This window comes from Bifidobacterium myosotis, from assembly GCF_002259745.1.
Classification (GTDB): domain Bacteria; phylum Actinomycetota; class Actinomycetes; order Actinomycetales; family Bifidobacteriaceae; genus Bifidobacterium; species Bifidobacterium myosotis.
Genome location: NZ_MWWW01000005.1, coordinates 69,687 through 90,473, shown reverse-complemented (window position 1 = coordinate 90,473; position 20,787 = coordinate 69,687). Strand labels below are relative to the sequence as shown.

10 protein-coding genes are annotated in these 20,787 nt (G+C 64.1%); 8 read left to right on the top strand and 2 right to left on the bottom strand.

All coding sequences use genetic code 11. The features are described 5' to 3' along the window. Positions 1–74: 74 nt before the first annotated feature. Positions 75–1,499, bottom strand: a complete 1,425-nt coding sequence (locus tag BMYO_RS03185) for a serine/threonine-protein kinase (protein WP_094667131.1) — start codon at positions 1,497–1,499, stop codon at positions 75–77. Positions 1,500–1,625: 126 nt separating this feature from the next. Here BMYO_RS03185 and BMYO_RS12015 point away from each other — a divergent pair, with 126 nt between their 5' ends. From BMYO_RS12015 to BMYO_RS03150, 6 genes are all read left to right on the top strand, one after another. Continuing rightward, a complete protein-coding gene (locus tag BMYO_RS12015) occupies positions 1,626–6,218 on the top strand; it encodes a PD-(D/E)XK nuclease family protein (protein WP_233428095.1) in 4,593 nt (1,530 codons plus the stop codon). Further along, on the top strand, positions 6,215–10,678 hold the full coding sequence (locus BMYO_RS12010; RefSeq protein WP_233428093.1) for an ATP-dependent DNA helicase: 4,464 nt from the start codon (positions 6,215–6,217) through the stop codon (positions 10,676–10,678). The genes BMYO_RS12015 and BMYO_RS12010 overlap by 4 nt, the downstream gene beginning before the upstream one ends. Before the next feature lie 349 nt (positions 10,679–11,027). Next, positions 11,028–12,407: an MFS transporter gene (locus BMYO_RS03165; RefSeq protein WP_094667130.1), complete on the top strand. Its 1,380-nt coding sequence runs from the start codon at positions 11,028–11,030 to the stop codon at positions 12,405–12,407. A 477-nt stretch (positions 12,408–12,884) separates the two neighbouring features. Beyond that, a complete protein-coding gene (dapB, locus tag BMYO_RS03160) occupies positions 12,885–13,640 on the top strand; it encodes a 4-hydroxy-tetrahydrodipicolinate reductase (RefSeq protein WP_094667129.1) in 756 nt (251 codons plus the stop codon). A gap of 180 nt (positions 13,641–13,820) precedes the next feature. Next, complete coding sequence (dapA, locus tag BMYO_RS03155; protein WP_094667128.1) at positions 13,821–14,726, top strand: 4-hydroxy-tetrahydrodipicolinate synthase; 906 nt, start codon at positions 13,821–13,823, stop codon at positions 14,724–14,726. Between the two features lie 64 nt (positions 14,727–14,790). Beyond that, entirely contained in the window at positions 14,791–16,662 is a 1,872-nt protein-coding gene (locus tag BMYO_RS03150; protein ID WP_094667127.1) for a ribonuclease J, read from the top strand. A gap of 49 nt (positions 16,663–16,711) precedes the next feature. Here BMYO_RS03150 and BMYO_RS11660 read toward each other — a convergent pair whose 3' ends face one another. Continuing rightward, positions 16,712–16,888 (bottom strand): hypothetical protein, encoded by a 177-nt coding sequence (locus tag BMYO_RS11660; protein WP_158216935.1) that lies wholly within the window; start codon positions 16,886–16,888, stop codon positions 16,712–16,714. On the opposite strand from BMYO_RS11660, the gene pepN reads away from it, so the two are divergent. Together pepN and BMYO_RS03140 are read left to right on the top strand one after the other, a co-directional pair. Continuing rightward, a complete protein-coding gene (gene pepN / locus BMYO_RS03145; RefSeq protein ID WP_094667126.1) occupies positions 16,887–19,496 on the top strand; it encodes an aminopeptidase N in 2,610 nt (869 codons plus the stop codon). The genes BMYO_RS11660 and pepN overlap by 2 nt on opposite strands. A gap of 295 nt (positions 19,497–19,791) precedes the next feature. Continuing rightward, the gene (locus BMYO_RS03140) at positions 19,792–20,787 is read left to right on the top strand and encodes a sulfite exporter TauE/SafE family protein (protein WP_094667125.1); all 996 of its coding nucleotides are present in this window, start codon (positions 19,792–19,794) and stop codon (positions 20,785–20,787) included.

Below are 20,787 nucleotides of genomic sequence, written 5' to 3'. Positions count from 1 at the left end.
CGGCGTCGGGCCTTCGATTCAACGCATGCGTTCCGCCGCTTCGGGCGTGCGAACCGCTGTCATGGCCGTCATGGTCACTGCGGCTTGGCTGCGCATGCGATGGACGGATTTGCCGACATCTGGCGGTTCTCGCGGACTATCGAGACCTGAATGCAGGTCTGAGACCCCTCCTGCGCGTCCACGGTCACCTGCGTCTGCGTCGTGGTGGTGGTCTTGGCGCTTTGATCGGCGGCGCTGCCCTCCATGACGGACCATGCGTAGGCGTCCCCGTTCTGCGGGTCCGGATTGGTCCAGGTGAAGGTCACCGACGAGCTGTCCGTGCTGTAAGAACCGGTCACATTCTCCGGCGAGGGGACGGGGGCGTTCGACGTGCCGGTGATCGCATCGTCCCCCTGCCCGGACTTCGCGTCGTCGGTGCCGTCGGTGCCGGGCGCCATCAGTTCCCGGGAGCCCGGGCCCACGGCGCTGTCCATGCGGGGCAGCACCACGAATGCGAACGTCAGACCGATCGCCGCCAGCACTGCGATGACGGTCGTCGCGATGGCGACGGGCCTGACCCAACCACGCCGGCTCACGGATGCCGGTCCGGACTGATTGTCGGCAGACCGCCGACGACGCTCGACATCCTTGGGATATTGCGGCATGCCCTCCACCGTGACTGGCGTGGCGTGGCCGAAATGCGCGAATTGTGCGCGCTGCAAGGCGCGGGCGAATTCAAGCGCCGAATAGTAGCGGCGGTCTGGGTCCTTATCCAATGCGCGACGCAGCACCGATTCCACGTCCGCGGGGACATCCGCACGGTTGATGCGAGGCAGCGGCTGATTGATGATGAGGTCGATGAGCTCGGATTGCGAGCGTGGATGATACTCATGCTGATATGGCGAACACCCCACGAGAAGGGCGTACAACGTGGCCGCCAGCGAATAGATATCCGCGGCCTCGGAACCGTTGGTCCTGTGCTGCAGCACTTCGGGAGGGGCCCACGGCGGGGAGAATCCGGTTTCCGTGCGGTCATACACGTCGGTGGAGATGCCGAAGTCCGCCAGCGCCGGCAGCCCCTGCGCGGTGATGAGAATGTTGCTCGGCTTGATGTCATGGTGGATGATGTTGCTGCGATGGGCGGTGAACAGCGCGCTCGCCAGCTTGATGCCCAGATCGAGCACCTGCTCGCAGGTCAGGGATTGGGCCTTCATGATGCTGTTGTAGGTGCCGCCCGGCGCGTACTCGACCACGATGAAGCCGTGGCCGTCGGAGGTCACACCGGCGTCGTACACCGGAAGGATGTACGGGTGCGACGACAATCTGGCCATGAAATTGGCTTCGCGGTTGAACAACGCCGCGGCGCGGGGGTCGAGGGTCTTCGCGCTGACCTTCACTGCCACGGGACGTGCGGGCATGCGCTGACGGTACAGGTACACCGTTGCCGTGGCTCCAGCGCCCAGCAGTTGCACGAAATCGTAGCCGGGCAACTTTGGCGGCTGATTTTGGTTATTGGCCATCTGCCTTCCCTTCTCTGGGTGCGGATGCTCCCCACATCCGTTCAATAGGATACTGCCGACGATACCGCCGATTATTTCGGTCGGTAAAATTTTTCCCTCCTTGAAAACCGGGGTTACGCTTGAGCCATGAGTGAGCAATGGAACGCATCGGCCATATTGGACGGCTTGGAACGAGACGGCACGGCGAGGTTGGTGGTCGGCGCCCCAGGCGCGGGCAAGACCGATTTCGCGCTCGCCGTCCTGCAGGCGGGACTCCGCCGCTATGGCAGCGCCGACGCGGTCATGGCCGTGTCCGGCCGTGTGACTGCGGATGCCTTGGGCAACCGTGTGATACGGCATATCGGATTCTCGGGTCAGGCCAGACCGGTCACCACATTGGGGGCCGTGGCGTTCCGGGCCATTGCGGCGGCCAGGCGCGCCGAGGGACTTGCCTTGCCGAAACTGCTCAACGGCGCCGAACAGGATGCGCTGCTGAGGCGGGTCATGGCGACGCATGTGTGGCATGCCAGAGTGGGGGATGATTGCCGGACATGCGCGCTGCTGCGCCACTACTTCGCTCAGTCCGATTGGGTCGGTCTGGTCCATGATGCCGATGCGTCGGCATCCCGATTCTCCGTCGGCCCCGGAGCGGAGGAGGGTGGTGCGACCAGCGCCGACATGTTCGAACGCGGCGTTTCGGATGCGTTCATCGGCCAATTGCGAGACATGCTCGCGCGTCTTGATGAACTCGGGGTGAGCTCCGAGCAGGAGGCCGGCCTGATCGCGGATGTCGCCGCGGATGCCAGGCTGACCGTGCAATGGGGGCTGGCGTTCGCACTGCGCCGTGAGTACATCGCAATCCAAGGTCTGGCATATCCGGGTCAGTACCGTCTGGATGCCTCATACCTACTGGTGGCCGGCGCCCGTGCGGTCAGGGCGGCGATCGAGCGTGATGGCCGGGACATGCGCCCGAGCGCGCTGGATTTGCCGCGGCTGCTGGTGATCGATGATGTGCAGGACACCACATTGGCTGGTCTGCGCTTCGTGGAGGCGCTGGACGAAGCGGGCGTTCGGCTGGTGCTGGTCGGCAATCCTGACGAGGCCGTGCAGACCTTCCGTGGCTCCTATCCTGAATACCTCATGCGGCAGGCGGTTACCGGGTCGCTGCATGCCATTGAGCTGCCGTTGGGGGCATGCGCCGCGTTGGTGGATGACGTCTCTGATGACATCGCCGAAGACGGCGACACCGTGACGGAGCCGGGTGGAACCGATGAAAAGGAAGCGGCGTCGGGCTCGGGCGCCATGATCGGGGCCGCCCGTATCATGGCGTCGCGCGTATCGCTGTCCATCGCCTCGCCCGAGGAAGAGCCGTTGCCGCTGGCCAGGCGCCCGGGGAAGTTGGTCGAGGCGCTGCGGGCCGGCAGGATAGGAGGCGAGGGGCGCCGGAGCGGCGGCGAGGTCGACGGGTGCGCCTACGCCGTTGACGGCAGTTTGAATGCGGGATTGTACCGATCGCCGCGCGAGGAACTTGACGATACCGTCTGGCGTATCAAGCATGCACACCTTGACCATCGAGTTCGCTGGAACGACATGGCCGTCATCGCCCATGACAATGCCACGGTGCGTCAATACGGTGAACGGCTGCGTCGTGACGGTGTTCCGGTGCGGTATTCATCCATCACCCGCCCGCTCAAGGACGAATCGCTGGTGCGGGGGCTGTTTGCGCTCGTCGAGCTTGCCGAGCTGCGCCGTGAGGGCGTGTCGGGATGCCGGTTGGGACTGGGTGCCGTCGCGGCTTATGTGCGGGGACGCGTCGCCGAAATCATGGGCGGACCTTTGATTGGCACGGGTGCGCGTCCGGGGAGCGGTATGCCGGCGCGTCTGGCATCCGTCGAATCGGCCATGGATGCCATCGAGTCTCTAGCCGGCATCGCCGGTTCGGGCACCGTAGTGGACAATTTGGTGGCGGCATGGGCGACAATGTGTGAAACATATCGTGAAACGCATTGTGAAACAGATTGTGAAACATCTCTTGACGAGTCTCGGGAGAACGCTGAAGCATCTCTCGACGGTGAGGGGAGGGCATCCCGGCCACTGTATGATGTAGACGGCAACGCTGTGCGGGATGGCTCCCGAATCACGGTCGATGACAGCCTGATCGGAGGAGGTGGCGCCCCCTTCGAGAAAGCTCCGGCATTCGGCTCCGATGCGCTCTACGTGCTGTTGGTGTTCGATGAGGAGACCGTGGCGCCCGCGGACGTGGTGGTCGATGCGGTGCGATTGGTGCTGGGCAAGGACCCACAGGCCCGTGCCTTCGCCAATCTGTGGTCCATGGTGAGCGAGATCGCCCGCAAGCTTGGACGGTTGCCTGCCGAACAGCGCCGTCAGCCCCGCTATGCCTTATCGGTCGCTTGGGACGCCACTGGCGTCGCATCGGCATGGCAGCGCATGGCGTTGGACAACACGGCAGACGGGCGTGCCGCCAATGATCGACTTGACGCGGCCATGCGGCTGTTCCAGTTCGCCGAGGACTCCACTGCCAGCAGGGACATCATGGGATTCATGGCGCAGGTGCGCGGCATGGAGGTGCAGGCCGATTCCCTGGCCCACGTCGGACCGGTGGAGGATGCGTTGACTTTGACGACTCCGGCCGGTGCGTCGGGCCGCCATTGGAAATACGTGTGGTTGCCGGCGGTCCAACAGGATGTCTGGCCCAATCTGGCGGGACGCAACGCCTTGTTCGGGGGCGAGGACCTCGCCGACCTTGTATTGCATGGCGGAATCGACCATGGTGCCATGGATGGGCATGACCCCAGACTGGCCTCGGTGCTGTCCAGCGAGAAGAAAAGCTTCCTGGTGGCATTGACCCGCGCTTCGTGCGAGGTGAGCGTCAGCGCGGTGTGGAACGACGACCTGACCCCATCGGATTTCCTGTTCGGGTATCTGCCGGAACGCTATCCTCGTTCCAAAGCCCAGGCGCGATACACCTCGGTGGGAGGCGGCGAAGAAACCCGGTATGATCTTGCCGGTCTGGATGCCGACCCACGAGGGCTGGTCGCCGCGGCCCGCGTGGCTTTGGCTACTGCGGACGCCGGTTCCGCAGAGTCGGAGGATGCCGTTGCGGCGTTGGCATTACTGGCTGGAAACGGCATGAGTGCGGCTGATCCTGATGATTGGTCCTTCGCGAGGTCCGCAGTCGAAAACGGCGATGACGGTATGATCGGTAAAACCGGTATAAGCGGCGCACTGGAAGGTGAGGCCGGCACACCGGATGACATGAGCGGTGCCGTCGCAGACGATACTGTGAACGGCTCAGCAGGTTACACCTTGAATGATGCCTTAGGCGATGCCACGAATGGTGATGCTGCGGACGTTGGCTCGCGGTCCATTACGCAATCCGTCACAGACGTCACAGACGGTACCGGTGATGTCGGTGCTCGTGATGTCGAGGCCGGCCACAACAGGGGAGATGCCGGTCATGCCGGAGAACCCGTGCCAGTGGCCGCCTTGTCCCCCTCCGCGGTGGACAGTCTTTGGGCATGTCCGGTGTGTTGGATGTTGGAAAACCGTTTCGCGGGTCCCCGACCCGGTTCGGTGGCCACGGCATTCGGCACATTGATTCATACGGTTGCGCAGCAGGGCAGCGAGGAGGGACTGGATCGGTTGAACTCCGATCCCGAGCGCATGCAAAGCCTGGGCTTGGATGCCTCCGCGACCTCCGTCCAGCGCATCGACGCGGTAACGGCACGGCTGCGCGCCATCTACGAATCCAAACGAACCGATCCGAATGCCATCACGGACACCCGTGACCGATACGCCGCGATTCGCAAGGATGATGCCGCCGCGGATATGCTGTCCAACATCGCTGGTTACTTCGTCGCGTCCGACGGCGACGCAGGTGCTTATCTGGGCAGGAATGCAGAGGCCATCGAACTTGGCCGGCTGGAGCATGTCGAATGCGAGCGCGAATTCGCGGCCCGTTTCAATCTCGATGACATCCTCGACACCTATAACGGGCTCGAGGGCATGCAGCCGGTGAGCCGGTCCATACTCATGGCGTGCATGGGCACCTTGGTGGGCGGATGGCCGGAGGGCATGGACGAGCATCTGACGATTCGCCTGTCGGGCCGTATCGACCGTATGGAGACCCGCATACTGGCCGATGGCAGTGAGAGCGTCCGCTTGATTGACTACAAGACCGGCAAGGTCCCATCCGTCAAGCAGATCTTCAACGATCTGCAGCTGGTGTGCTATCAGCTGGGGCTGGCATTCCCGGAAGGCCGGATGCGCGGGGCGGTGGCGCTCGCCGCGATGCCTCCGATTGGGCAAAGCGAGCTGTTCCATGTGGGGCAGAACGGCGCTCCCGCCCAGAGCTACGCGCCCGAGGGCATCTTCCAGCCGCCGCTGTTCACCCATGGCACCTTGAACGCCGAACCGTTCACACCTCGCTTCCATTACAAGGACGCCGGCGCTTTCCTTGACATGCCGACGCCGGACCCTGGCAATCCGCCGGAGGGCGTGGAAGCGGGTGATTGGCGGCGCTTCTCCGCTCTGGCCGGCACCCAGACGATGTGGGCCCTGACCATGATTGCCCGCGTGTTCTACGCTGGTGCGGCCAGTCGTTCGGCAACCATCACGGCCCATCCGCAGCCCACGCATGTGGCGTTCTGCCGCATGAAGCAGAGTTGCCCGGCCTGCGCCGGGCAGGTCGATACCATATTCGAAACGAGGCAAGCATGAGTGCGTTCACTCCCACTAGAGAACAGGCCGCCATCATCGACGCACCGGCGGATGCCGACGTGCTGGTGGTCGCCGGCGCGGGTTCCGGCAAGACGTTCACCATGACGCGACGCATCATCGCGCTCATCGAGCGTGGTGTGCCGCCGGAGCGCATTCTTGGTCTGACCTTCACCCGTAAGGCGGCTGGGGAGTTGCTGGAACGCGTATCTGCGGCGGTATACGCTTCGACTGCGGATATGCCGACTGCGGATGCGCTGAATTCGGATACGCTGACTTTGGATGGGGCGTCAAGGGCCTCGCAATCCGGAATGGAGGGCGCACCCGTTGCTGCGGCTGCATCGGGCATATCCACGACGACGGACCATGATGCCGCCGGAACCGTGCCCGGCGATCGTGCTTTTCTCAAGCCTGCGGTGTTCACGTATGACGCGTTCTTCCAGTCCATCGTGCGTCAATATGGGCTATTGGTCGGCTTCGATCAGAACACTCAGCCGTTGAGCGAGGCAGGTGCGCTCCAATTGGCCACCGAAGTCATCGATGAGCATATGGATCTGGTTTTCGGTCAGGACTTCGGCGCGTTCGGCACGCTGGCGTCGCAGGTGCTGAAGCTGTCCGCAGCCATAGGAAGTGCCATGATCGGCTCGGGCTGCACCAGCTTCGAGGATGCCGTGGAACGCGTCCGCCGCTGGGATACGGCGTTCATCGCATGTCTTGAGCAGGCGCTTGAAGGCGAAACCATGCCCGAGAATGAGCCGCGTATCGCCAAAATCGAGCGGACCAAAAAGGACACGGACGCCACATGGCAGGCCAAGCTGGACAAACGGAGTAGGCAGCTGCACAGTCGGTGCGTCTACCATTGCGGCGAATTGCTGGCCGTCACCCGCAAGCGCGACATTCTCCTGCAGTTGGTCGAGGCGTACAGCCAGGCAAAGCATGACCGCAACATGGCGGAATTCCCTGATTTCACACTTGCGGCGTACCAGCTCATCGAGCGATTCCCGTCCATCGGAGAGCGCATGCGGCGCCGCTATAGCCACGTGCTGCTGGACGAATACCAGGACACCTCCACCACGCAGGCGGCTCTGCTCGCCGCATTGTTCCATACTGATACGGATGGTGCCGATACGGATGCCGAGGACGCGGCGCCCGACGGTCTCCGGGTTGAGACTGTTCGACCCGATGATGTTCGGTCTGACGGCTCGCGCGACGGTTCCCGCAATGGTGCCGTCCGAACGATCGACCGTTCCGCGGTCAACGCCGTGGGCGATCCGTTCCAGTCCATCTACGCATGGCGTGGGGCCAGCCCCGGAGCCTTCCGCATGTTCCAGCAGGACTTTCGCATGCCGTCGGGCTCGAAGCCGTTCCCGTTGACGGTGACTCGGCGCAACAGCAGAATCGTGCTCGAAGCAGCCAACGATTTGACGCTGCCCCTGCGGTCGCGTCCTGAACGCGTTTCCAGCTCGCTGATGCATGAGGTGGATGTCTCACCGCTGGATGCCATGCCAGATGCGGCCGAAGGCACACTCGGCGTATTGGGATTCGACACCGGCGGTCAGGAGATCGACGCCGTGACGCGATTCTGCAAAGCCGCCATCAGCCGGTTCCGCAAACCGTCCGATGATCCATGGAACCCCGGTCTGGTGGACGCCAACGGGCGCCCGGCGGAACAGAAGGCTCCGGTAGCGGTGCTGTTCCGCTCCAAAACCCGTATGCCGGAATATCAGGCGGCATTGGAACAGGCCGGTCTGACCACCTTTGTCGTCGGATACTCCGCCCTGCTCGAACGCCCCGAAATCCGGGATCTGCTGGCCCTGCTCCATGTTGCGGCCGACCACACGGATTCAGCATCGTTGATGCGCCTGCTAGCCACCCCACGCTTCGCCATGTCCGCCGCCGATCTGGCCGATCTGGCCCATGTGGCCGAAACCTGCAACACCGAACGGCGGTTCAAGGCGTTGGTCCAGGCGGGGCTGGCCGATCCGGAGGCCCCTCGCGGCGAGTGGGCGGCAATCGTGCGCGAATACCGTGATCAGGTGGCCAATGCGGTATTCCTCCCCGATGTGCTCCTGCGTTCCGACCTTGACGCGCTGACGGAAGGGCTCAGTCCTGATGGCCGCAACGCCTTGCAGCGGGCCGCCGACGCGCTACGCCGGGTCCATCGCATGATCGGGCATCCCCTGGCGGATGTGGTGCGCTCCGCCGTGGAGGCGTTGGACCTCGACATCGATACCGTGGTGGCCGGGGCGTTGCGCAACCGGCGCCATAAGGCGGACCCCACGCTGGCCCATATGCCGACCGATGCCATCGTGGACTTGGTGGATACCTACAGTCAGGAGATCGCAGTCGATCAGATGCCCACGTTGCAGGGGTTCATGTCGTGGGTCGATCATCTTGCCTCGGTGGAGGATGAGGCCGCCGCCATGCCGGATGGCCCGGTGGATGTGGAGTTGATGACCGTTCATCAGTCCAAGGGACTGGAATGGGACGCCGTCGCCGTCGTGGGGTTGACCGCGGGCGGATTCCCCAGCAATCAGGGGGACCATCTGAAGATCGTCCTTGACGAGCGGCATCCCGGCGGCACGGAGCAAGGGGAGTGGCGGGCGCCGGAATACCACGAGACGGCCGATTCCTGGCTGGTCAATCCGGTGGCCGTGCCGGTGCCGATGCGTGCCGACGCCGGCATTCTGCCACGATTCCCCCACGACGCCGAGGTGGGGGCCGACCCCATAGAGGCATTGCGGTCGCTGGACGATGTGGAACTCATCGATGATGAGGCATTCGGTTCCATGCGCGAATACGGTGACGGCGTGGACGAGGTCGATCCCGCAGGCTGGTATCTGACGCAGTCCGAGGAATACGGCCGTCGTCTCCATGCCGATGAACGACGTCTCATGTACGTGGCGCTCACCCGCGCCAAGAAGGATGTGCTGCTGACCTACTGCCGGCATGCGGGGGAGCCGGGTCGCGACCCCTCACTGGTGGCGAAGGGGTCTCGCGCCTCATCACCCTCCAACTTCTGGCTGGAGGTGCACGACGCGCTTCATGGGCATGCCGGGGTGGTCGAGGCGAAAGACGCAGTCGGTGCGAAGACCGCACATGGTCAGCGGGATGTGCATGGTCTGCCGGGTGCTGGCGCCCCTGAGGGAACGCCACTCATGTCGGATACGGTTGTTCCGGTGGATACGATCGCCCCGCCCGAGGGCTACTTCGTGGGCGAGCACGCCGAACAGTACGGCGAGATGGTCGTCGGCGAAGCGTGGCGTACGCCCATCGAACATGCGAGCCGGGAGACGAGCCTGCCTTGGCCTGCCTCGTTGAGCCCGCAGATCGCGGATAGACTTTCCCGCGGTGTGGAGGAGATTCGGACCCGATCGTCGTCATCGGAACGTAGCGGTCATATGCATGGGACCCTTATGCAGGATGTCTCTGCGCATGAGGTCTCCCGGCATGACGCTTCGTTGGACAGTGTCTCCGCAGACGGTGATTCCCCACAGGACGTCTCCATGACTGTCACCCCTCCACATGATGACTTACCGCATAGTGGCTCGCCGCGCAGTGACTCGCCGCGCAGTGACTCGTCGCATGGCATCTGCCCGGACGGCGACTTGCCGCGAGATGCCCGGGAGACGCCCGACGAGCATCCCGGGCCGTTGCTGGAACGCGCGCGGCTGCTGGTGAACGATGCTGATCTCATGGCGGGGACCTTGGAAGGCAACGAACTGGATGCCGCCGTCAAAGCCAAGGCGCAGCGCATACTTGCGGCGGGCCGTCAGAACGTCACCGGTCTGCAGGCGCGCATGGGCGGTATGGGGGAGCGCGAGGAACGCGCCTACTGGCGTGGCATCGTCCGCCCCATACCACGGGTGTCCTCGCCGGCGGCCGAACTGGGCACACAGTTCCACGCCTGGGCCGAATGGTTCCTCAACGAACGTCGGCCGGACCATGAGGCACTGTCGTACGACGGGCAGTACGCAGACTTGGACGACGGTCTGGCAGGCGGTCCATCCGAAGCCCCCGAAACCGCGGACGTTGCGCAACTGCGCCTGTGGAGCCAACGGTTGGAGACTTCGCGCTGGGCCGGCCGTCTGCCGGTCTGGACCGAACGGTCCATCGTGGTGAACGTGCCGGGCATCGGCCTGGTCAACGGCAAGCTCGATGCGGTGTTCGCCGGCGGACTCCGTCCCGATGATGCCGGCAAACGGTACACCGTGGTCGATTGGAAGACCGGCCGCAGGCCTTCCGATCCGAAGGATACGGCGCGTAAACTCGCCCAGCTCGACATGTACCGATTGCTGCTGGCGGCGGTCGAGGGCATTCCGTTGGACAGTATCGACGCCACTCTCTACTATGTCAGTGAGTCTGATGAAGACCGTCGCGAGCTGCATGCCCGCGGCAAAACAGAACAGGAAATCCTTACCGAGTTGAGCTCCGGCATCCCCGAACAATCCGACAACGACTGAACCGCGAAGGTTCATGACCCTGTTGCGAGAGGCTCGCCCGTGGGGGTGATCGATGCAGTAAATGCAGTGGAACGCATCGATCGCACTCTGCGGACGCGATGATGCAGCCGCGATAGTGCTATCGCGAGATGCAGTCGCGATGACGAAATCGCGATAGCGACGAGCGACGATACGGCCCTGCGAGGCGTATGCGCATATGCGCGTATACGGACTCGTGGGGCTGCCGTCCTCCGTCTCGCCAAGGGTCCGCGGCTGAAACGCACCGCGTGACGTTGCTCGGGGACCGCTACCCTCGGATGGCATGTGTGGGCGGGCGCACATGCCGGAACGCACCCCAGTAAGGAGGATCATGTCTACGACCCGAACCATGACGGAGTCGTCCGCACATTCGCCGTACCAGCGCTTGTTCGCGCTGCCCGGCACCAAGGCGTTCTGCCTGTCCGGTGCCGTGGCGCGTTTGCCGATCTCCATGATGAGCCTCGGCATCGTGCTGGCGTTGAACCATATCTACGATAATTGGACCGTTGCCGGCACCATGAGCGCCGTCTACGTGCTTGCCATGTCCTGCGTCACGCCGTTCTACGCGCGTGCTTTCGATCGGTTCGGACAGGCCCGTGTAGGCCGCATCGCGCTTGCCGTGCAGCTTGCCGCGATGCTCTCGTTCGCGTTCGCGGCGCTGATGCGGGTGCCGATTCCGGTGTTGTTCGCATTGGCCGTCGTCATGGGGCTGACCCAGTTCTCCTTCGGCGCTCTGGTACGTACCCGGTGGTCATATGCCCTGCGTGGGGTTCCGGATGGCGAACAGCTGCTCAACACCGCCTACGCCATGGAAGCGGCCATCGATGAGGTCGTCTTCATCCTCGGTCCGATTCTGGCGGCGTGGCTGGCCACGTCGGTGCACCCCGTCTCCCAGCTGTTCGTGCCCACCCTGGCATGCGGCATCGGCGGCACCGTGTTCCTCTCGCTCAGATCCACGCAGCCTCCGGCCATGGTGGAGCAGATTGCGGTTTCGGCGGCATCCGTTGAATCCAAGGACGCGAAGGCGGCCATGCCGAATGGCTCCGCCACCCCTGCGGCCGGCGAGGAATCGCCCCAGGCAGGTTCCCCGGCCGCCGATCGGCTCACCCTTCGACAGCTCAGGCGCAGTGGCGCCAAACCGAAGAGCGTGCTGCTGTATGGTGGTGTGCTGCCGCTGCTCGCCGTATTCATCGTATTCAACATGAGCTTCACCTCGTTCGACGTGTCGATCACCGCCACGATGAAGGGCATGGGTCTGGAGCCGTTCCTGGGCTTGCAGCTGGCGATGTTCGCGCTCGGTTCCTGCATCGGCGCGTTGATTTTCGGCTCCCGGCAGCTCAAAGGCTCGCATTGGGGGCACATGGTCATGTTCCTTGCCCTGCTCACGGTCGGATACGCCTTCTTCCGCCTCACCATGGACCATCTGGTACTGCTTGGCGTGGTTGAGATCCTCTCCGGTCTGACCGTTTCGCCGTTGTTCGCCACCGGCAACCTCATCGTCAAGGATTTGGTGCCGCCGCAGTCCCTGACCGAAGGGTTGAGCTGGGTAACTACGGCCGGAACGGTCGGTACCTCGATCGGGTCATCCGTGGCGGGCATCGTGCTCGACGCCGCCAGCCCGCATGTCGGCATGTTGCTGCCCTGCGCCTTCACCCTCGCCTCCGTGCCGTTGGCGCTGCTCGGCTGGCGTCTGTCCAAAAGACGGGGATAGGAGGATCGGCGAGGATAATTGGGAACCGGGTAACCGGGGATAGTCGGGTAACCGGGGATAGTCGGATATTCGAATAGCCGGGTAGTCAAGTAATTGGATAACCGGAATATCGGTAGCCGGGTAACCGAACAGCCGGAAGGCCGGTGCGTAGGTGATTAGCTGGTGTGTGGGCGATTGGCCGGTGCATGGGCGATTGGCCGGTGCGCGCATGAACGTGATGGCCGGTCGTCGCTCGTGACGGGATGTACGCGCATGAACGTGATAACCGGTAGTCGCCCGTGACGGGATGTACGCGCATGAACGTGAATGACCGGTCACCACCTGTGCCGAGATGTACACGCATCGGACAGTCCATTGGCCAAGGCGGATACGGGTGGTAGTCTGATTGCCGAATTGCCGGCGCCGGATACGATGGCGCTGAACAGCGGCGAACAACGAAATTACGTAGGCAACTGCATCAGCAGCAAGGGGGAGAATATGATCAAGGTCTCAGTGGTCGGCGCCAAGGGGCGTATGGGCTCGCATGTGGTCGAAGCGGTCACCAACGCGCCTGACACGCAGCTGGCGCTCGCGCTGGACGCCGGCGACGACCTGACCGCCGTCACCCCGGAGAACACCGACGTGGTGGTGGAGTTCACCGTGCCGAGCGTGAGCCTGACCAACGTGCTCGCGCTGATCGGTCAGGGCGTGGACGTGGTCGTCGGCACCACGGGTTGGACCGAGGAGAAGCTCGCCCAGGTGCGCGAGGCCCTCGCCTCCGGCCCCCGCCCGGACACCCAGAAGGTGTTCATCGCCCCCAACTTCGCCATTTCCGCCGTACTGGCCGACTACTTCGCGGTCAAGGCCGCCAAGTACTTCGAGTCCGCCGAGGTCATCGAACTGCACCACCCGACCAAGGTGGACGCCCCCTCCGGCACCGCCATCCACACCGCGCACGGCATCGCCGCGGCCCGCAAGGCCGCCGGCATGGCACCGATTCCGGACGCCACCGAGACGGACGGCGGTTCGCGTGGCCAGGTGATCGACGGCATCCATGTGCACGCGGTGCGTCTGCGCGGCCTCAACGCCCATGAGGAGGTGCTGTTCGGCAACGCGGGGGAGCAGCTGACCATCCGCGCCGACAGCTTCGACCGCACGAGCTTCATGCCCGGCGTGCTGTTGGCCGTGCGCAAGCTCGCCGGCGACGCCCCGGCGGGGCTGACGGTCGGCCTCGACCATTTCCTTGATCTGTAACCAATCGCCGGGGCTGGTTGCCAGGAACGATCACTGGGAACGATTGCCAGGAACAATCACTGGGAACGATCGCCAGTCACGATTGTCGGAACCGGCCCTGGGAAAATCCAATCGGTCCCATAATCATGGCTCATCACACTGAGCCTGCAAGAGTCCACAACGGGAAGTACGGTGAACACTATGAGCGAGCATGACATGCATCTTCTTGATCCTGCACCTTTCGGCCGCATTCTGCCGGCCATGGTAACCCCCATGAAAGCGGACGGTTCCATCGACTACGAGGCCGCGCAGAAGCTCGCCAAGCACCTCGTCGCCGATGGGGCGGACGGTCTGGTGGTCAACGGCACCACCGGCGAATCGCCCGTCACCCACATGGACGAGAAGGTCGAGCTGGTCCGCGCGGTCAAGGAGGTCGTCAGCGTCCCGGTGATTTCCGGCGCAGGCTCCAACGACACCGCGCACACCGTGCGCATGGTCGAACAGACCCAGGAAGCGGGCGCCGACGCGGTGCTCGTCGTCATGCCCTATTACTCCCGTCCCTCGCAGGACGGTGTCGTCGGTCACTACAAGGCCGTCGACGAATCCGCCGAGAAGCCGATCATCGTCTATGACGTCCCCGGCCGCACCGGCCTGAAGGTCAAGGTCGAAACATATGACCGACTGGCCGAACTCGAACACGTCAAGGCCGTCAAGGACGCCACCGGCGATCTTGCGGCCGCAGTGGAGAAGCAGCAGCGTACTGGCCTCGCCTGGTATTCCGGCGATGACGGCCTGTTCCTGCCGTTCCTCTCCATCGGCGCCGTCGGCATCATCTCCGTGATCGCCCACGTCGCCTCCAACCCCATGCAGCAGCTTGTTCAGGCGTTCGATCGTGGCGACATCACCACCGCCCGTCGTCTCGCCAACCAGCTCGCCCCGCTTGTCCACGCGCTCAACGGCGACGGCTATCAGGCCGTGATGGCCAAGGCCGCGCTCAAGGTCAAGGGATACATCCCCTCCACCACCATGCGTCTGCCGAACATCGGTCCCGACGCCACCCAGCTGGAGAAGGCCACCGAGGGCATGCGAGCAGCCGGCTTGCTGTGAACGGGTTGCCCGCCCGTCGCCTCTGAATGACGAAGCAGGGGCACAACAAGAAAACAATCAGGATATGGCAGAACAGAAGAACACTAACAGAAATTCCAATTCACGCCGTCGCGGCTCCGCACGCCGCGGCAACTCCAACGGTGCATCCTCCCGCACCTCGTCCCGTGGCGCCTCCCGCGGCACCACGTCCCGCAAGCCGGCGAACCAGCCGGCGACCGCGCCCCAGCAGGACGCCGTGCTGATCGCCCCGCCGAAGTACCGCAAGGGTTCCATGCGCATCACGCCGCTGGGCGGTCTGGGCGAGATCGGCCGCAACATGAACGTGATCGAATACAACGGTCACCTGTTGCTCATCGACTGCGGCGTGCTGTTCCCGGAGGAGGAGCAGCCCGGCGTTGACCTCATCCTGCCGGACTTCAGCTACATCAAGAACCGTCTGGACAAGGTCGATGCCCTCATCCTGACCCACGGCCACGAGGATCACATCGGCGGCGTGCCCTACCTGCTCAAGCTGCGTCCGGACATCCCGCTGATCGGCTCCAAGCTGACCCTCGCCTTCGTGGACGCCAAGTGCAAGGAGCACCACCAGAACCCCACCAAGGTGGAGGTTCAGGGCCGTGACCGTCTCAAGGTCGGTCCCTTCGAGCTCGAATTCGTCACCGTGACCCACTCGATTCCGGACGCGCTGGCCGTCTACGTCAAGACCCCGGCGGGCTCCCTTATCGATACTGGCGACATCAAGCTCGACCAGTTGCCGCTCGACCACAAGATCACCGATCTCGTGGAGTTCGGCAAGATCGGCGAAAAGGGCGTGGATCTGCTCATGATGGATTCCACGAACGCCGAGGTGCCGGGCTTCGTCAAGCCGGAGACCTCCATCGGCCCGGCGCTCGACCAGGCGTTCGCTCAGGCCACCCGCAAGATCATCGTCGCCAGCTTCTCCAGCCATGTGCACCGCGTGCAGCAGGTGGTGGACACCGCCCACAAGTACGGCCGCAAGGTGGTCTTCGTAGGCCGCTCCATGGTGCGCAACATGTCCATCGCCGCCGATCTGGGCTACCTGCACATCCCCGAAGGCACCGTGGTGGATCTCAAGCAGGCCAACGACATCCAGGACGACAAGCTCGTCTACATGTGCACCGGTTCGCAGGGCGAGCCGATGGCCGCCCTCGGCCGCATCGCCGACGGCAACCACCGCGACATCCACATCAACGAGTTCGACACCGTGATTCTGGCCAGCTCCCTGATTCCGGGCAACGAGCACGAGGTGTACAAGGTCATCAACAAGCTCGTCCAGCTCGGCGCCAAGGTGGTCAACCGCGACAACGCGGCGGTCCACGTCTCCGGCCACTGCAACGAGGGCGAGCTGCTGTACATGTACAACATCGTCAAGCCCAAGTGCGCCATGCCGATCCACGGCGAGAACCGTCATCTGGTGGCCAACGGCCTGATCGCCGTCAAGACCGGCGTGGACCCGCAGAACGTGGTCCTCGCCGAGGACGGCGACGTGGTGGACCTCTACCACGGCAAGGCCGCGGTCGTCGGCTCGGTGCCGTGCGGCTACGTGTACGTGGACGGCGACTCGGTGGGTGAGATCACCGACGAGGAGCTCGAGAAGCGCCGCATCCTCGGCACCGAGGGCTTCGTCTCCGCCTTCGTCGTGGTCGACACCGACAGCCACGAGGTGGTCACCGGCCCGAAGATCTTCCTCAACGCCGTGGCCGAGGACGAAAGCGAATTCGACAAGGTCCGCCATCAGATCGTCGAACAACTGAACGACGCGATGATGCAGGGCACGAAGGACACCTACAAGCTGCAGCAGATCATCCGCCGCACGCTGGGTGGCTGGGTGGCCCGCCAGCTGCATCGCAAGCCGATGATCGTGCCCGTCGTGGCCGATCTCGCACAGGACGTAGACGCCGTGGAACAGCAGTGATCCAGTGACCTGCTGAACCATGAGCCGACAGGCCCGGTGAATCCGCGAATCACTCAGTGTGATTCGGCGGAATCGCCGGGCCATCACCATGAAAACGCGCGGAAACGCGCCAAATCGAACCACAATCGAACCACAGCGAAACCAAACGCACCACAACCAAATCATCACGAGTCACCGGTCCGGTAACCCGGATCACCAGAGGACGACTATAAGGAGTATCAGTCATGCCCGGTTCCAATCTCACCCGCGTTGAGGCCGAGGAGCGCAAGGCCATCGTCGAGGCCCCCATCCATTACCACGTCACCCTCGATCTGACGGTCGGCGCGAAGAACTTCGGCTCCACGGCGCTGGTCTGCTTCAACGCCAAGCCCGGTTCCTCGACCTTCCTCGACCTGATCGCCGACGAAGTCACCTCCATCGAACTCAACGGCCGCACACTCGACCCGGCCACGGCCTTCGTGGACAACCGCATCGAGCTGACCGACCTCAAGGAGAAGAACGAGGTCACCGTCAAGGCGCTGTGCCGCTACTCCAACACCGGCGAGGGCCTGCACCGCAGCGTGGACCCGTCCGACGGCAACATCTACCTGTACTCCCAGTTCGAAGTGCCGGACGCCCGACGCGTCTACGCCGTGTTCGACCAGCCCGACCTCAAGGCCACCTTCGATTTCAAGGTGCTCGCCCCGCAGAGCTGGCTCGTCACCTCCAACATGCCGGCCGCCACCGTCGAGGACGACCCGCGCGAGACCCTGGACGGCACCCTCGGCGACAAGCCGAACGAGTCCACCCGCCTGTGGTCCTTCGAAACCACCCCGGTGATGAGCTCCTACCTCACCGCCATCTGCGCCGGCCCGTACGCCGAATGGCACACCGAATACCAGAATGAGGACGGCCGCGTCGTCCCGATGGCCCAGTACTGCCGCCAGTCCCTGGCCGAGGCGTTCGCCAAGGACGTGGACTACCTGTTCGACATCACCAAGAAGGGCTTCGCCTTCTACGCCAAGACCTGGGGTGTGCCTTACCCGTACGCCAAGTTCGACCAGATCTACGTGCCCGAATACAACGCTGGCGCCATGGAGAACATCGGCATGGTCACCATCCGCGACTCCTACGTGTTCGAGTCCAAGGTGACCGACGCGCTGGCCGAGCGCCGCGTCGTGACCGTGCTGCACGAGCTGGCCCACATGTGGTTCGGCGACTACGTGACCATGAAGTGGTGGAACGACCTGTGGCTCAACGAGTCCTTCGCCGAGTTCACCTCCACCCTCGCCACCGCCGAGGCCACCGAATGGCACGACGCCTGGGCCACCTTCTGCTCCGGCGAGAAGAGCTGGGCGCTGCGTCAGGACCAGCTGCCTACCACGCACCCGATCGTGGCGCCGATCAACGACCTCAACGACACGTATGTGAACTTCGACGGCATCACCTACGCCAAGGGCGCCTCCGTGCTGAAGCAGCTGGCGTTCTACGTGGGCCGCGAGCAGTTCTTCCAGGGCATCCACAACTACCTCATCAAGCACTCCTACTCCAACGCCACGCTCGCCGACCTGCTCGACGAGCTCGCGCAGACCTCCGGCCGCGACCTCAAGGCGTGGAGCGCCAAGTGGCTCGAGCAGTCCGGCATCAACACCATCGCCGCGGATATCGAGGAGAACGAGAACGGCACCATCGCCGAGCTCAAGCTCACCCAGACCGCCCCGGCCGACCACCCGATCCTACGCCCGCACCGCCTCGCCATCGGCTTCTACAACGAGGACGAGGAGACCGGCAAGATCGTGCGCACCGAACGTTTCGAGCTGGATGTGGACGGCGAGACCACCATCGTGGCCGAGGTGGAGGGCAAGCCGCGCCCGGCGTTCGTGCTGGTCAACGACGAGGACCTCACGTACACCAAGATTCGTTTCGATGAGGACTCCCTCAAGTTCGCCGAGGCCAACCTGCACCGGTTCGACGACGCCCTGACCCGCGCCGTCACCTGGCTCGCCTTCTGGGACATGACCCGCGACGGCGAATTCCCGGCCGAGCGCTTCGTGGAGATGACCCTGCGACTGCTGGCCACCGAAACCGAGTCCACCACGTTCCGCTACGCGCTGGCCTGCATGAGCACCACCGCCCATCATTACGTGGCCCCGGACGCCCGCGAGGAGGTGCTGCGCCATGTGGCCGCCGAGCTGTGGAAGCTGGCGAACGCCGCCGAGGCCGGCTCGGACATGCAGTTCCAGCTCGCCACCGCATACCTCGGTTACGGCGAGGAGGGCGACGCCGACTTCGCCGCCAACGCGCACGGTCTGCTGGACGGCACTGTGAGCCTGCCGGGCCTCGAGATCGACAACAACTTCACCTGGACCATCATCCAGTCCCTCACCTCGGTCAACGAGATGACGGACGCCGAGGTGGACGCCCAGCTGGCCAAGAAGGAGACCACCGAGAACCGCGAGTTCGCGTACGGCGCCCGTGCCTCCCGCGCCACCGCCGAAGCCAAGGCGTGGGCTTGGGATCAGGCCCTGCACAACGACGAACTGACCAACTCCCAGCTCGAGGCCGTGGCCCGTGGCTTCTCCGCCACGCCGCGTCCCGATCTGGCCGAGCCGTTCGCCGAGAAGTACTTCGAGACCGTGGACTGGATCTGGGCCAACAAGACCTACCACATGGCCGACGCCTTGCTCAACGGCCTGTATCCGGGTTACGCCGACCCGGCCACGCTGGTCTCGCTGGGTGACGCTTGGCTCGCCGCTCACGCCGATGCCGACAACGCCCTGAAGCGTCTGATCATCGAGAACGTGGCCTCCTCGCACCGTACGCTCAAGGTGCGCGAATACAACGCCGCGCTGTGACGGGTCTGCTTGTCTCGCTGAGCTGATTGGCTCCCTTCATGATTGAGGGGAGCCTTTCGTTTGCGCGGGGAGTTGCGGCTCGGCGCGTCGTGGCTCGGTGCGTTGTGGCTCGAGTGAGCTCGATTCGGGGCCTGCGTTGATTGTGCGGCGTCCACATATCAAGCAAAACCCCGCAGGATGCCCCAGCTGGCGTATTCTCGCTCAAGGCCGTTAGGAAAGTGTTAGGATTTCCGGCTCGTGCGGTATGGCGGATGTGCTGCGACGGGTTTGCGCACGCGGTCAGAAGGATGTTCGCATGATCGCGGGGTTTTCGATCGTCTCCCTGTTCCTGATTCTGCTGGCCGGCATCGGCGCGGGATTCGTGGGATATGCGGTGGGTGCGTCCTCGCTGGTCTCCTATCCGGCGCTGCTGGCCTTCGGCATCCCGCCGGTATTGGCGAACGCATCGAATACGGTCGGCGTGATGGGCACCGGCATCGGCGGTGTGCTCGGCGCGCAGCGCGAGCTCGCGGGGCAGTCGGTGCGCGTGATCGTCTATGTCGCCATTGGCGCGATCGGTGGGGTCATCGGCGCCTTCCTGCTGCTTGAACTTGACCCGTCGGTATTCGAATATGCTGCGCCGGCGCTGATTCTGTTCAGCTCGCTGGTCATCGCCGTCAATCCGCGTGGACGACTTGAAGCCAAGCAGGCCGCCGCCCGCGCCTCGGCGCAGTTGCGCGGCGGTCGGTCGTCCGATCGTCCGTCCGATCCTGGTCGTTCGGTCGGCCCCGGTCAGTCGTCCGATCCCGATCAGTCGTTTGGGTCCGGTCGGTCGGCCGGTCCTGCTCAGGCGTCCGGTCGTTTGGTCGGTCCCGTTCAGTCGTCTGACCCCAGTCGTTCGGCCGGTCAGGCGCTCGACCAGTCGCTCGAACGTCCGGTGCAGCCGCTCCGGCAGGATGCATGGTGGGTCTGGCTCGGCGTGTCCGCAGTCGCCGTCTACTCGGGATACTTCGGCGCGGGTGCCGGCACCTGCGCGCTGGCCATGCTTGATGCCGCGAAAATCGGACCGTTCCACAAGATCAACGCGCTGAAGATGCTTATCGGCACCGGTGCGAACATCACCGCATCGGTGGTGTTCATCGTCAGGGGAGCGGTGGACTGGCCGGCCGCCATCATGCTGTGCATCGGATGCTTCATCGGCGGATACATCGCGCCTCCCATCACCCGTCGCGTCCCCGCGCGCATCATGCGAGCCGCCGCGTTACTCGCCGGCATCGTGCTCACCATCGACTTGGCGCTGAAGACCTACTAA

Bases quoted from the DNA above. Each gene is read 5' to 3' on its own strand.
- BMYO_RS03185 (WP_094667131.1), bottom strand. From the start codon at position 1,499: ATGGCCAATAACCAAAATCAGCCGCCAAAGTTGCCCGGCTACGATTTC.
- BMYO_RS12015 (WP_233428095.1), top strand. From the start codon at position 1,626: ATGAGTGAGCAATGGAACGCATCGGCCATATTGGACGGCTTGGAACGA.
- BMYO_RS12010 (WP_233428093.1), top strand. From the start codon at position 6,215: ATGAGTGCGTTCACTCCCACTAGAGAACAGGCCGCCATCATCGACGCA.
- BMYO_RS03165 (WP_094667130.1), top strand. From the start codon at position 11,028: ATGTCTACGACCCGAACCATGACGGAGTCGTCCGCACATTCGCCGTAC.
- dapB (WP_094667129.1), top strand. From the start codon at position 12,885: ATGATCAAGGTCTCAGTGGTCGGCGCCAAGGGGCGTATGGGCTCGCAT.
- dapA (WP_094667128.1), top strand. From the start codon at position 13,821: ATGAGCGAGCATGACATGCATCTTCTTGATCCTGCACCTTTCGGCCGC.
- BMYO_RS03150 (WP_094667127.1), top strand. From the start codon at position 14,791: ATGGCAGAACAGAAGAACACTAACAGAAATTCCAATTCACGCCGTCGC.
- pepN (WP_094667126.1), top strand. From the start codon at position 16,887: ATGCCCGGTTCCAATCTCACCCGCGTTGAGGCCGAGGAGCGCAAGGCC.
- BMYO_RS11660 (WP_158216935.1), bottom strand. From the start codon at position 16,888: ATGACTGATACTCCTTATAGTCGTCCTCTGGTGATCCGGGTTACCGGA.
- BMYO_RS03140 (WP_094667125.1), top strand. From the start codon at position 19,792: ATGATCGCGGGGTTTTCGATCGTCTCCCTGTTCCTGATTCTGCTGGCC.